A 13,052-nucleotide genomic window follows, 5' to 3' on the forward strand; every position below is an offset into this window, starting at 1 on the left:
GGCCACCCGGGATCAGTACCGGTGGGTGGCCCGCACGCTGGCTCAGCTGATGCTCGCGACGGTCTCGCGGACCTTCTTGTTGATCTCGGCCGGGATCGGGGCGTAGCCCAGGTCGGCGAGGACCGCCTGGCCCTCCTCGGACGAGGTGTAGTTCAGGAAGGACTTGGTGGCGGGCAGGCTCTCCGCCTTGTTGCCCTTGTCGCAGACGATCTCGTACGTGACCAGGGTGATCGGGTACGCGCCCGGCGACTTGGTCGCGTAGTTCAGGTCCAGGGCGAGGTCCTTGCCGGTGCCCACGACCTTGGCGTCGGCGATCGCCTTCGAGGCGTTCTCCGTGGTGGCCTTGACGGGCTGGTCGGCGCCGGTGTCGATGTCGACGGTCTTGACGCCGTCCTTGGCGTAGGAGAGCTCGACGTACGTGATGGCGCCGTCGGTCTGCTTCACCTGCTGGGCGAGGCCGGAGGAGCCCTGCGCGGACTGGCCGCCCTTGGCCTGCCAGGCCTTGCCGCCCTCGTACTTCCAGTCGCCCGGGGCGGCGGCCTTCAGGTACTTGGTGAAGTTGTCCGTGGTGCCGGACTCGTCGGAGCGGTGGAACGCCTGGATCTTGGTGGACGGCAGCTTGGCGTCCGGGTTCAGCTTCTTGATCGCCGGGTCGTTCCACTTGGTGATCTTCGAGTCGAAGATCTGGGCCAGCGTCTTGGCGTCAAGCGTCAGGTTGTCGACGCCCGAGACGTTGAACGCGACGGCGATCGGGCCGCCGACCATCGGCAGGTCGATGCCCTGGCCGCCCTTGCAGACCTTCTTCGACGCGGTGACCTCTTCGGGCTTGAGCGCCGAGTCGGAGCCCGCGAAGGCGACCTGGCCCTGGTTGAAGGCGGTCACGCCGGCGCCGGAGCCGTCGGGCTTGTAGTTGAGCTGCACGCCGGAGCAGGCCTGCGCGTAGGCCTGCCGCCAGGCGTCTATGGCGTTGGCCTGGGCGGACGAGCCGATGCCGAGAAGCTGGCCCTTGGCGTCGTCGCACTTGATGTTGCCGGCCTTGGCGGCGCTGCTGCTGCCACCGCCGCCCGTGCTGCTGGTGTCGTCGGAGCCGCACGCCGTGAGGGCCAGGGCGCCGGAGACGGCGAGAGCGCCGAGGGAGAGGGCGCGGAGCCGGTTCTTGCGCTGAAGCTTCACCTTCGGATGTTCCTTCCAGGAGCCGCCGGCCTTCTCTTTCTGGGGCGGCGTGCGATGTCTGCGGTTGGTTTCAGTCGAGCGGCGGGTCGTTCCCGGGTGTCGGGGACTCACCGCGTAAGGCTGAAATTAGGCAGATCAGGTGAAGCGGCCGATGGACGCGAGTGAACGCGGGGTGAACCTAAGCGGGCGGCACGGTTAGGTCACGGTACGACTACGGTACGTGGTCATCCGGTTGTGTGCAGGGCTTCCAGCAGGGCGTCGACGAGGGGGCGGTCCCTCGGCTGCGTGAGGCGGGAGCGGGCCTCCGTGGGGGTGAGCCAGCTGATGCGGTCGACCTCGCGGTTCGGCGTGAAAGTGCCGGTGGTCGCTTCCGCGGCCCAGTAACTGACCTGCTTGGGACGGCCGCTCACCACGTAGTGGGAGGTGGGCAGCGCGGGACCCGGCACGCAGTCGTGGCCGGTCTCCTCGCGGACCTCGCGCAGGGCCCCGGCGAGCGGGTCCTCGCCGCGCTTGAGCTTGCCCTTGGGATGCGACCAGTCGTCGTACTTTGGGCGGTGGACCAGGCAGATCTCAATTCCCTGTCCACCGGCCCGGTTTGCCGCGCGCCGCCACAGGACGCAGCCTGCCGCGAGGATCGTGCGGGGATCGTCCTGCTGCACGGTCATGGGGTGCCCACCGCCTGTCGTTGCCATGCCTGTCCGAACGCGATTCTGGCGGCCGCGACCTCGTGGCGTTGGTCGGCGTGGAGCACGCCGAGGGCGTACGCGGTCGTGGGCGCGATGCGCGGGGTGCGGGCCGCGTGGGCCGCCGCGGCGGCGGCCTCTGCGGCGTCCCTGTGGGCGTTCAGGGCATCGGCCGCTTCGAGGAGCCGTACGTCCATGGGGGTGCCCGGCACCACCTCGCGCGCGTACCGGTGCAGGCGCAGCAGGAGGCGTACGTGGTGCCAGGCCGCGTCGGCGTCCGCGTTGTACGGATGGCTGGTGTGGTGGAGGGTCGTGGCGGCCTCGGTGAGGCGGCACTCGGCCTCCGCGGCGAGTTTCTCCAGCTCGGTGTCGGCGGTGGTGAGAGGGACGTCGCTGGCGAGCACCGCGACGTTGTCCGCGACCGCGTGGAAGCGGGCGGAGCCGAGGGCCTGGAGGGCGGTGCTGTGGGCGCGGGTCCTCGCGAGGGTGAGCTGGCGGTCGAGCAGGGCCGATGCCTTTGCGGCGCCGAGGGTGAGGGTTTCCCTGGCGGGGGCGGGAGGCGGGGTGTCGGCGTGCCGCTCCGGGGCCGGGGCCGTTGAATCGGCGCGCGGCGCCGGGGGCCGCCTTGCCCACCCTGCCGCCCCTGGCGGCAGATTGCCCAAGTCGGACGTGGGCGGCGTTGTCAGGGTGTGCAGGGCCGAGGTCAAGCGGTCCAGGCGGTCGGCGTAGGCGTGCTCTCGGGCCAACGTGCCGGACAGCCACGCCAGTTCGGGGCGCAGCGCGTCCGACCAGTCCGTGTCGAGCAAGGGGCGAAAGGTGTGCAGGGTCCCGCTGATGCGGCGCGCGGCGCGGCGCAGGGCGCGGGCCGCATCCGCCGTGTCCCCCGCCGCGCCGCTCTCGCGGTGCTGCCGCAGCGCACGAAGGAACTCGGTGGCCCGGGAGCGGAGATAGCACCCCAGGACATCGACCTCGTTCCCGCTCAGCGGGTCGCTGGACTCAAGGTGTCGCTGTGCCACGCCGGCGCCTCCGGGCGTCTATGAGCATCTCCTGTACGTTGCGCAGGGGGCGGCCGTCCGCGTCGGTCGCGTGCCGGGTCCAGTCGCCGTCCGGGCCCAGGTGCCAGGACGAGGTGGTGTCGGACATCCCCGTTTCGAGCAGTCTGTTCAGCGCCGCGCGGTGGGCCGGGTCCTCGACGCGGACCAGGGCCTCGATGCGGCGGTCGAGATTGCGGTGCATCATGTCGGCGCTGCCGATCCAGACCTCCGGCTCGCCGCCGTTGCCGAAGGCGAAGACGCGGGAGTGCTCCAGGAAGCGGCCGAGGACCGAGCGGACCCGGATGTTCTCGGACAGGCCCACGACGCCGGGGCGCACGGCGCAGATGCCGCGCACCCAGATGTCGACGGGGACGCCCGCCTGCGAGGCCCGGTACAGCGCGTCGACGACGGCCTCGTCGACCATCGAGTTGACCTTGATGCGGACGTAGGCGGGACGGCCCGCACGGTGGTGCTGGACCTCCTTCTCGATCCGCGTGATCAGGCCCGTACGAAGGGACTTGGGGGCGACGAGCAGGCGGCGGTACGTCTCGCGCCGCGAGTAGCCGGACAGCCGGTTGAAGAGGTCGGAGAGGTCGGCCCCGACGTCCTGATTGGCCGTCAACAGGCCCAGGTCCTCGTACAGTCGGGCCGTCTTGGGGTGGTAGTTGCCCGTGCCGACGTGGCTGTAGCGGACGAGCTGATCGCCCTCCTGCCGTACGACGAGCGAGAGCTTGCAGTGTGTCTTCAGGCCGACGAGACCGTAGACGACATGGCAGCCGGCCTCCTCCAGCTTGCGGGCCCACTTGATGTTGGCCTGCTCGTCGAACCGGGCCTTGATCTCGACCAGGACCAGCACCTGCTTGCCGGCCTCGGCCGCCTCTATCAGCGCGTCCACGATGGGCGAGTCGCCCGAGGTGCGGTACAGCGTCTGCTTGATGGCGAGCACGTCCGGGTCGGCGGCGGCCTGTTCCAGGAAGGCCTGCACGGAGGTGGAGAAGCTGTCGTACGGGTGGTGGAGCAGGACGTCGTGGCTCTTCAGCGCCGCGAAGATGTCGGGCGCCGAGGCCGACTCGACCTCCGCCAGATCGCGGTGCGTGCCCGCGACGAACTTCGGGTACTTCAGCTCGGGCCGGTCGATGCCCGCGATGGAGAAGAGTCCGGTGAGGTCCAGGGGGCCCGGCAGCGGGTACACCTCGGCCTCGCTGATCTTCAGCTCCCGGACGAGGAGGCTGAGGATCTCCGAGTCGATGGTCTCCTCGACCTCCAGGCGCACCGGCGGCCCGAAGCGGCGCCGCATCAGCTCCTTCTCCAGGGCCTGGAGCAGGTTCTCGGCGTCGTCCTCCTCCACCTCCAGGTCCTCGTTCCGGGTCAGGCGGAACATGTGGTGCTCCTCGACCTTCATGCCGGGGAACAGCTCGCCCAGGTGCCGGGGCGCGGCGATGACGTCCTCGATCGGGACGTAGCGCTGCGGCGAGGCCTCCAGGAAGCGGGAGAGCAGCGGCGGGACCTTGACGCGGGCGAAGTGGCGGTGGCCGGAGACCGGGTTCGACACGACGACGGCGAGGTTGAGGGAGAGCCCCGAGATGTACGGGAACGGGTGCGCGGGGTCGACGGCCAGCGGGGTCAGGACCGGGAAGATCTGCTGCATGAACAGCGTGTAGAGCCGGGCCTGCTCCTTCTCCGTCAGCTCGTTCCACCGCACGACGTGGATGCCCTCGTCGGCCAGGGCCGGGGCGACCTCGTCCTGGTAGCAGGCGGCGTGCCGGGCCATGAGCTCGCGCGAGCGGTTCCAGATCAGCTCCAGCACCTCGCGGGGCTGCAGCCCTGAGGCCGAACGGGTGGCGACGCCCGTCGCGATACGGCGCTTCAGGCCCGCCACCCGGACCATGAAGAACTCGTCCAGGTTCGAGGCGAAGATCGCCAGGAAGTTCGCGCGCTCAAGGAGCGGGGTGTTCGGGTCCTCGGCCAGCTCCAGGACCCGCTCGTTGAACGCGAGCCAGCTGCGCTCCCGGTCCAGGAAGCGGCCCTGGGGCAGCTCGGCGCCCTCCCGTGGCGCGTACTCCTCCGCGTAGTCGTCCGGATCCGCGTCGATGTCGGCTACGATCCCGGCGAGCTTCGCGGCGGCGAGATCGTACTCGCCGCCCGCCACGGGGTGCGGCCGGTGCGCGGCGAGCGATCCCACGGACGGCTGGGGCTGTGCGGCCGAGGGGGCCGGAGCAGCGTCGGTCGTCTGGTCCTGTGCGGCGTTCGGCTGGCTCATGGCCCCATTCTTCCGCGTGGATGCCGACCGGGGCGCGCCGACGGTGTCGGAGAGCGCGGGCGCGAGCGCGAGGCTTGCGCGACGGGTGGGCTCGGCGGGTTCGGGGGCGGGGGGCTGCATTCCGTGAGCGTCGCAAGTCCGTCTGAATCGACGGTTACGGCGACATGACGTACGGGCTATGTCAGCGAGGCCCGCCGGGGGTTTGGGGGGTCTGTTGCGCGGGACCGGGGGGCCGGGGCGGTGCCCCGCCGTCGTCGATACGCGGCACCGGGGTTCATCCTGCGCCGGTCGTCCGCGTATCGCTGCGCCGGGGGGGCGGGGTCTGCGCCGGGGTTCGTGGTGGTCGTCTGTGGCGCGCGGCGTCGGGGCCGGGGGCTGAACCGGGGTTCGAGGTGGTCGTCTGCGCTGCGCGGCGCCGGGGTTCTGGGGTGGTGCCGGGCTCGGTGCGGGTGCTTTGTGTGGCGCTGCGCCGGGGGCCGGGGGCCGGGGGCTGAACCGGGGGTTCGCGGTGGTTGCCCGTGGCGCGCGGCGCCGGTCGCCGGGCTCGGCTGTGCCGGTGTCGGCCCCGTTCCTCGCCCTTCTCCCTCCCGCCCGCCCCCTCCGGGGGCTTGGCCCCGCGGGGGCAGGGGTGGGTGGATCGGGGTTCGGCGCGACCGGTGCGCGGCGCCGGGGTTCTGGGGTGGTGCCGGGCTCGGCGCCGGTCCTTTGCGTAGTGCTGCGCCGGGCTCCGGGGCCTTATCCGGGGTTCGCGGCGGTCGTCTTTGGCGCGCGGCGCCGGAGGCTGGGCTCGGCTGTGCCTGTGTCGGCCCCGTTCCTTGCCCTTCTCCCTCCCGCCCGCCCCCTCCGGGGGCTCGGCCCCGCGGGGGCAGGGGTGGGTGGATCGGGGATCGGCGTGATCGGGTTGCGGCGTCGGGGTTCTTGCCGTGGTCGGCGCTGGATGTCCGTTGCATCGCTCCGGAAGCCGGAAGCCGGAAGCCGGAAGCCGGAAGCCGGAAGCCGGAAGCGGGAAGCCGGAAGCCGGAAGCGGGAGGCCGGAAGGCGGATGGTGCGGTTCGGGCGGTACCGGGCTGCCCAGGCCTGGCGGCACGCCGTCTGACCGACGCCCCCGGAGGGGGCGGGTGGGTGGGCGAGGGGCGCGGGGGAGGGAGGAAGGCGGCTGGGCAGTCGCGGGGAGCGTCGGACGGCTTGGGTGGGGTCCCGGGCCTGGTGGGGCGGTTAACCGGCGCGGGGCGTCTCCGTGGGAGCCGTTCTCGTGATGGGTCGCCCGGTGCGGCGGCGTTTGCCGTATTGGGCGAGGCGCCGGGCCGGGCAGCCGATCATCCACGGCTCGGTTGGATCGGTACCGGACTGTTCAAAGCCTGGCGGCACCCCGTCTAACCGACGCCCCCCGAGGGGGGCGATGGGGCGAGGGAAATGTCATGCGGCCGGGCGAGGGGAAACGTGATGGGGCGGAAGGGGCTCGGGGCAGGCTCGGTAGGCATGCCCACCACGCCCGCCGACCCACCCAGTGGGCCTCACTCCGGACCCCGACCCCGGCTCCCGGCCTGGGCCCCCGGCTCCGGCCCCCCGCAGGGCTATCGCGTGCGGCGGTGGAGGAGGTGGAAGGCGGTGGCTGTGGCGGCTGCGGTCAGGGTCAGGGTGACGGTCGTTTCGACGAGCTGGAGGGGCCAGAAGTGGGACGGGGGGTGGCCCTCCCGGTAGAAGCCCGTGATGTTGTGCGAGGTCAGGCAGGCGCGGTCGTCCACGCACATGGGGTCGGAGACATGCGCCCCGGAGCCGGTGACCGCGCCTTCGGAGGTCATGGACCCCGCGAAGTACGGGTAGCCCTCCCGGACGTCCCCCGTCACCGTCACCCCGGGCCACAGCAGGTCCCGGACCGAGTCGAGCACGCCGATCACGACGGCCGTGGCGATCAGGGAGTAGGTCGCCCCGGGCAGCGTCCGCCGCGTCAGGAGCGCCACCGCCGCGCCGATGGCAAGGCCGAGCAGCGGCGTGACCACGGCCGTCGGGCCGAGGGCGTCGTAGATCTGCGTCCCGTCGTGCCAGCGGTTGCCCGAGAGGCCGGGGGCCGCGGAGGCGACGAGGCGGCGCAGGAGCACCAGGACGGTCGTGCCGACGACGAGGAAGGTCGCGGGCACGGCCAGCTTCATGGCGAGCCAGCGGACGGGGGACACGGACTGCGTCCACATCAACTGGGCCGTGCCCCGCCCCAGTTCACGCCCGATGAGCAGCCCGCCCGCGAACACCGCGGCGATCACGGGTACCAGCGCGATCAGCATGTCGGTGAGGGTGAGGACGTAGTGGTACGAGTCCGCGGTCGCGCCCTTCGCGACGCAGCCGTTCGCCACGGCGGGGTCGCAGTGCCCGGTGATGTCGAGCCCGGCCGTGCCGGGTCCCCACAGCCACAGGAGCAGCGCGGCGGTCACGGCGACGTAGGCGATCCAGAGCCAGGTGGCGATGCGGTGCAGGCGCAGGACCGTGCCGGTCAGGCCCGAGGGGAACGTGGTGGCGGCGCTCATACGGCGACCTCCTTCGCGGGCGCGGCGGCCGGCGGCTCCGGCTGGAACCGGCGCAGGACGAGGAACGCGGCGACGACGGCCAGCGCGGCCAGGCCGAGCATGATGCCGGTCTCGGCGAGCTGGCGCGGCCAGTAGTCGGGCGAGGGGAGGTAGTGGCGGGTGAAGCCGGTGATGTCGTGCTGGTCGAGGCAGCGCTGCGTCATGCAGCCGGGGTCGCGGATCTCCGCCCCCGTGGACGTGATCGCCTTGCTGTGCACGGGGATCTCCGGCTGCTGGTAACTGCCCTGGAACGGCCAGGAGTTGCCGCGGAACGCGCCGACCAGGTACAGCGCGACACCGGAGACGACCGCCGCGGGCAGCGTGCGGCGCAGCACCAGGGCGGCCAGTACGCCGACGGCCAGGCCGAGCAGCGCGTTCGCCACCGTCGCGGGGCCCACGGAGAAGTCGAAGTCGCGCGGTCCGATGCCGGCGACGAGCAGATGGTTCCGGCCGTCCCACACCAGGCGGTAGAGGAGCACGACGAGCGTCGTGCCGACGGTGACGAGCAGTGCGGGCACGGTCAGCTTCGCGGCCAGCCAGCGGGCCGGGGACACGGACTGCGTCCAGGCCAACTGGGCGGTGCCCTGCTCCAGTTCGCGGGCGATCAGCGGGCCCGCGGCGAAGACGGCGATGACGCACGCGGCGATCCGGGTGAGCGTCAGCGGGTGGTAGAAGACGGAGTCGAAGTCGGTGCCGACGGACAGCAGGAAACTTCTGAGCCCCTGCCACGCGTTGTTCTGTGCTCCGCTGTAGCCGAACTTGTCGAACGCCTCTTGGACGTCGGAGGAGCCGGGTCCCCACAGCCACAGGAGCAGGCCGAGGCTGATCGCCACGTAGCCGGTCCAGACCCACATCGCACTGCGGTGCAGGCGCAGGACCGTCCAGACCAGGCCGTCGGAGCCGGGCTTGGTGCGGCGCACGGTGGCCGTCCCGTTCTCCTTGTCGAGGGTCGCGGCGCTCATGCGGTCACCTCCGTGCGGTGCGGGGCCGCCGTGGTGCTCGGCGTGAGCAGCGGCGGGGCTTCGGGGGAGCGGAGGTGGGCCAGGAGCAGCTCCTCCAGGGAGGGCTCCTGGACCTGCCAGCCCTCGCCGACCGGTCCGTCCCGGCGGATCAGGGCCGTGACCCCGCGGCCGGAGGCGCGCTCCTCGACCACGGTGTGGCCCGACAGGTCGCCGCGGCCGGTGACCAGGCTGTGCGCGCCGAGCAGGTCGTCGATGCCGCCGCCGAGCCGGATCCGGCCTGCGCCGAGCAGCAGCAGGTGGTCGCAGGCGTCGGCCAGCTCGGTCACGATGTGCGAGGACATCAGGACGGTCGTGCCGTGCTCGGCCGCGTCCGCCATCAGCGTGCCCATCAGCTCGTGCCGGGCCAGCGGGTCGAGGTCGGCCATCGGCTCGTCGAGCAGCATCAGCTCGGGGCGCTTGCCGAGGGCGAGGGCGAGCGCGACGCGGGTGCGCTGGCCGCCGGAGAGCGTGCGGACCTTCGTCTTCGGGTCGAGTGCGCCCTGCTCGACGATCTTCGACGCGTAGCCGGCGTCCCAGCGCTCCGGGTTGAGCGCGGCGCCCATCCGCAGGGTGTCCGCGACGGACAGCTGCGGGTACAGGGGCTTGCTCTGGGAGAGGTAGGAGACCTTGGCGCGGTGTGCGCCGGGGGCCGCGCCCAGTACGGAGATGCTCCCCGAGGTGGGCCGCGCAAGGCCGGCCGCGATGGTCAGCAGCGTCGACTTGCCCGCCCCGTTGGGCCCGACGAGTGCGCTGATCCGGCCCGCGGGCAGTCGGAACGAGCAGTCGTCCAGGGCTGCGGCGGCGCGCCGGCCGTAGCGCTTGACGAGGCCGTTGGCCTCGATGGCCGTGGTCATGAAGTCCCCTTGGGTTTGGTGCCGAAATGCGCCTCCAGGGCGCTGCCGAACAGTGCCGCCACGTCCTCGCGGTCGAGGCCGGACTCCTTCGCCCGGTGCGTCCAGTCGTCGAGCTCCGCCCTCAGCGGGGAGTCGGCGGAGCCGGAGCCGAGCGTCGCGCGGACGAACGTGCCGAGCCCTCGCCGGGCCTCGACGAGTCCGGAGCGCTCCAGCTCGCGGTAGGCCTTCAGCACGGTGTTCGGATTGATCGCCGTCGCCTCGACGACCTCGCGCGCGGTGGGCAGCTTGTCGCCCGGCTCGAGCAGACCGAGCCGCAGCGCGTGCTCGGTCTGGTGGACGATCTGGAGGTAGGTGGCGACGCCTGTGTGGCGGTCGATGCGGAATTCGATGACCGGTTCGTGTGCCACGGCGTACCCCCTTTCACTAATCAAGTAGTGAAAGGGTGATGCAAGAGAGGGGGCGGCGTCAAGCGACGCCGCCCCCTCGTCTCCGTACTCTTGAGAAAACCCCAGGTCAGGACTCTGTTCGGTACATCAGGTCCGTCTCGTACGTAGTGAAACCGAGCCGCTCGTACACGCTCACCGCCGCCTTGTTGTCGGCGTCGACGTAGAGCATCGCGGTCGGCAGACCGGCCGCCGCGAGGTGGCGCAGGCCCGTCGCCGTGAGCGCCTTGCCGAGGCCGCCGCCCTGGCCCGCGGGCGCCACCCCGACGACGTAGACCTCGCCGAGCCGCTCCTGCGCGTGCACCTTCGTCCAGTGGAAGCCGACCAGCTCGTCGCCGCGGAAGGCCAGGAAGAAGCCCGCCGGGTCGAACCACGGCTCGGCCTTGCGGTCGTCCAGGTCGCGCTGGGTGAGGGAGCCCTGCTCGGGGTGGTGGGCGAAGGCCGCGGCGTTCACCGCGAGCCACGCCGCGTCGTCCTGGCCGGGCACGAACGTACGGATGCGGACGCCCTCGGGCAGCGCCGGCTCCGCGAGCTCCAGGTTCTCCAACGGCCTGCGCATCTGCCGCAGTTCACGGAACAGGGTCAGGCCGAGCACCTGCGCCAGGTGCCGCGCCGCACTGTGCCCGCCGTGCGCCCACACCCGCAGCCGCTTCCCGGAGGCGGCGAGCAGCGCGGTGCCGAGCGCCCGCCCGTGCCCGTGCCCGCGGTGCGCCGGGTGCACGACCAGTTCGGCGGCCGGGGCCTCCACGGGGTCGGCGCCCTCCAGCTGCGCGTAGCCGACCAGCCCGTCGCCGGTGCTGAGCAGCAGATGGCGTACGCCCTCCCGTTCCCCGCCGCGCAGTTGCAGGCGGCCCTGCTCGGACACGGCCTGCTGGCCGTCCTCGCGGGCGGCCTCGTCCAGCAGGGCGAGCACCTCGGCGGACTGCTCGGCGGAGAGGGTGGTCAGGGTGTCGATCCGGCGGCTCTGGAGGGCGGGATCGCTGGCGGGGGCGGGGTCCGTGGTCATGGATACGAGGGTACGACCGGGCTCCGCCGGGGCGGGTGGCTGTTGCGCGGTACCGGGGTTGACGTCTCGGGGCTCCGCCCCGGACCCCGCGCCTCAATCGCCGGCGAGGCTTGATTCTACTCGCCCGATTTCGCTTACCAGCTACGCGCGTTGACCATAAGCTGCCCCCGCATTTGCTTCGCACTGCATCCCCAGGGGGCCACATGCACGTATCGAGCAGGACCAAGAGACCGGGGCGTCGCCTGCGGACGGCGTTCGCCGCCGCCGCGACCCTCGCCACCGCGGGCGCCCTGATGGCCGCGCTGCCCGCCGGCGCGGCGCCGCAGAAGGAAGCGGGCGGCGGCCGCTACCAGGACGTACAGCTGCTGTCCTTCAACGACTTCCACGGGAACCTGGAGCCACCCGCCGGGTCCTCCGGGCAGGTCACCGAGGACCAGGCCGACGGCAGCACCAAGAAGATCGACGCGGGCGGCGTGGAGTACCTCGCGTCCTCGCTGCGCACGGCGCGCAAGGGGCACCCGTACAGCATCACGGCCGCCGCGGGCGACGTGGTCGGCGCGAGTCCGCTGCTGTCCGGCCTGTTCCACGACGAGCCGACCGTCGAGGCCATGAACAAGCTGGACCTGGACGTGACCTCGGTCGGCAACCACGAATTCGACGAGGGCTCGGCGGAGTTGGCGCGGCTCCAGAAGGGCGGCTGCCATCCGAAGGACGGCTGTTACGAGAAGGGCCGCACCTTCGAAGGCGCCGACTACCCCTACCTCGCCGCGAACGTCACCGACGAGAAGACCGGCAAGCCGGTACTCGCGCCCTACTGGGTGTGGAAGCACAAGGGTGTGAAGGTCGGCTTCATCGGCGTCACCCTAGAAGGCACCCCGGACATCGTGTCGGCCGACGGGGTCAAGGGGCTGAAGTTCCACGACGAGATCGAGACCGTCGACAAGTACGCGAAGATCCTCGACAAGCAGGGCGTGAAGTCGATCGTCGCGCTGATCCACGAGGGCGGCGCCCCGGCCTCGGCCTCGTACAACTACGACTGCGACTCCCCGGGCGCGGGCGGCGGCGTCTCCGGGCCGATCGTCGACATCGCCAAGGGCATCACGCCGAAGGTCGACGCCCTGGTCACCGGGCACACCCACAACGCGTACGCGTGCACGATCCCGGACCCCGCCGGCAAACCGCGCATGGTCACGTCCGCGTCCTCGTACGGGAAGCTCTACACCGACACGACCCTGACGTACGACCGCGCCACCAAGGACGTCGTCCGGACCTCGGTGAAGTCGCCCACCTCCGCGAACCACGTCGTCACGCGGACGCAGGAGAAGGCCGCCGACATGACGGCGCTGATCGGCCGGTGGAACAAGCTGGCCGCGCCGATCGCGAACCAGCCCGTCGGCTACATCTCGGCGGACCTGCCGGGCCGGGGCGCCACCACGCCCGAGTCCCCGCTCGGCGACGTGATCGCGGATGCGCAGCTCGCGCACGCCAAGTCCCTCGACCCGAAGGCGAGCGTGGCCCTGATGAATCCGGGCGGGGTCCGCTCCGACCTGGTGTTCAAGGCGAGCGGCAGCGAGGGGGACGGGGTGGTGACGTACGGGGAGGCGTTCGCCGTGCAGCCGTTCAGCAACACCGTGAATCTGGCCGACCTGACCGGCGAGCAGCTCGTCACCGCGCTCAAGCAGCAGGTCAGCGGGGCGAACGCGGCCTCGCCGAAGATCCTTCAGCCCTCGGCGGGGCTCACGTACACGCTGGACATGACCAAGTCCGGGGCCGACCGGGTCGTCACCGACTCGATCAGGCTGAACGGGGCGGCCGTCGACCCGGCCGCCACCTACCGCGTCGCGATGAACTCCTTCCTCGCGGGCGGCGGCGACGGCTTCGCGGCGCTCGGGGCGGGCAAGAACCCGCTGGTCGGCAGCGACGACCTGAAGGCGTTCAACGACTACCTGACCGCCAACTCCTCGGCCGCCGACCCGATCGAGCCGCCGAAGGCGGACCGGATCACGGTCGTGAAGTGACGGGCCGTCCCGCGTTCGCCAC

The 13,052-nt window shown here is 71.9% G+C and carries 10 protein-coding genes; 1 reads left to right on the forward strand and 9 read right to left on the reverse strand.

Annotation, left to right across the window (positions count from 1 at the left end):
* Positions 1 to 42 precede the first annotated feature (42 nt).
* The 9 genes from pstS to mshD all read right to left on the reverse strand — a co-directional run bounded on the left by pstS (position 43) and on the right by mshD (position 11,012).
* Complete coding sequence (gene pstS / locus ACY34M_RS06360) at positions 43 to 1,173, reverse strand: phosphate ABC transporter substrate-binding protein PstS (protein ID WP_462716568.1); 1,131 nt, start codon at positions 1,171 to 1,173, stop codon at positions 43 to 45.
* A gap of 224 nt (positions 1,174 to 1,397) precedes the next feature.
* A complete protein-coding gene (locus ACY34M_RS06365) occupies positions 1,398 to 1,838 on the reverse strand; it encodes an NUDIX hydrolase (RefSeq protein WP_462716567.1) in 441 nt (146 codons plus the stop codon).
* Positions 1,835 to 2,872 carry a CHAD domain-containing protein gene (locus ACY34M_RS06370; protein ID WP_462716566.1) on the reverse strand — a complete coding sequence of 346 codons (1,038 nt, stop codon included), beginning with the start codon at positions 2,870 to 2,872 and terminating at the stop codon, positions 1,835 to 1,837. The genes ACY34M_RS06365 and ACY34M_RS06370 overlap by 4 nt, the downstream gene beginning before the upstream one ends.
* Entirely contained in the window at positions 2,853 to 5,270 is a 2,418-nt protein-coding gene (locus tag ACY34M_RS06375) for an RNA degradosome polyphosphate kinase (protein ID WP_462716565.1), read from the reverse strand. Before ACY34M_RS06375 ends, ACY34M_RS06370 begins: the two co-directional genes overlap by 20 nt.
* Positions 5,271 to 6,724: 1,454 nt before the next feature.
* Positions 6,725 to 7,669, reverse strand: a complete 945-nt coding sequence (locus ACY34M_RS06380) for an ABC transporter permease (RefSeq protein ID WP_462716564.1) — start codon at positions 7,667 to 7,669, stop codon at positions 6,725 to 6,727.
* The gene (locus ACY34M_RS06385) at positions 7,666 to 8,670 is read right to left on the reverse strand and encodes a hypothetical protein (protein WP_462716563.1); all 1,005 of its coding nucleotides are present in this window, start codon (positions 8,668 to 8,670) and stop codon (positions 7,666 to 7,668) included. The genes ACY34M_RS06380 and ACY34M_RS06385 overlap by 4 nt, the downstream gene beginning before the upstream one ends.
* Positions 8,667 to 9,563 (reverse strand): ABC transporter ATP-binding protein, encoded by an 897-nt coding sequence (locus ACY34M_RS06390; protein WP_462716562.1) that lies wholly within the window; start codon positions 9,561 to 9,563, stop codon positions 8,667 to 8,669. The genes ACY34M_RS06385 and ACY34M_RS06390 overlap by 4 nt, the downstream gene beginning before the upstream one ends.
* On the reverse strand, positions 9,560 to 9,970 hold the full coding sequence (locus tag ACY34M_RS06395) for a GntR family transcriptional regulator (protein ID WP_462716561.1): 411 nt from the start codon (positions 9,968 to 9,970) through the stop codon (positions 9,560 to 9,562). The genes ACY34M_RS06390 and ACY34M_RS06395 overlap by 4 nt, the downstream gene beginning before the upstream one ends.
* 106 nt (positions 9,971 to 10,076) lie before the next feature.
* Complete coding sequence (gene mshD, locus ACY34M_RS06400; protein WP_462716560.1) at positions 10,077 to 11,012, reverse strand: mycothiol synthase; 936 nt, start codon at positions 11,010 to 11,012, stop codon at positions 10,077 to 10,079.
* A 203-nt stretch (positions 11,013 to 11,215) separates the two neighbouring features.
* Here mshD and ACY34M_RS06405 point away from each other — a divergent pair, with 203 nt between their 5' ends.
* Complete coding sequence (locus ACY34M_RS06405) at positions 11,216 to 13,030, forward strand: bifunctional metallophosphatase/5'-nucleotidase (RefSeq protein WP_462716559.1); 1,815 nt, start codon at positions 11,216 to 11,218, stop codon at positions 13,028 to 13,030.
* Positions 13,031 to 13,052: the final 22 nt, after the last annotated feature.

This window comes from Streptomyces sp. EDA2-14, assembly GCF_054963755.1.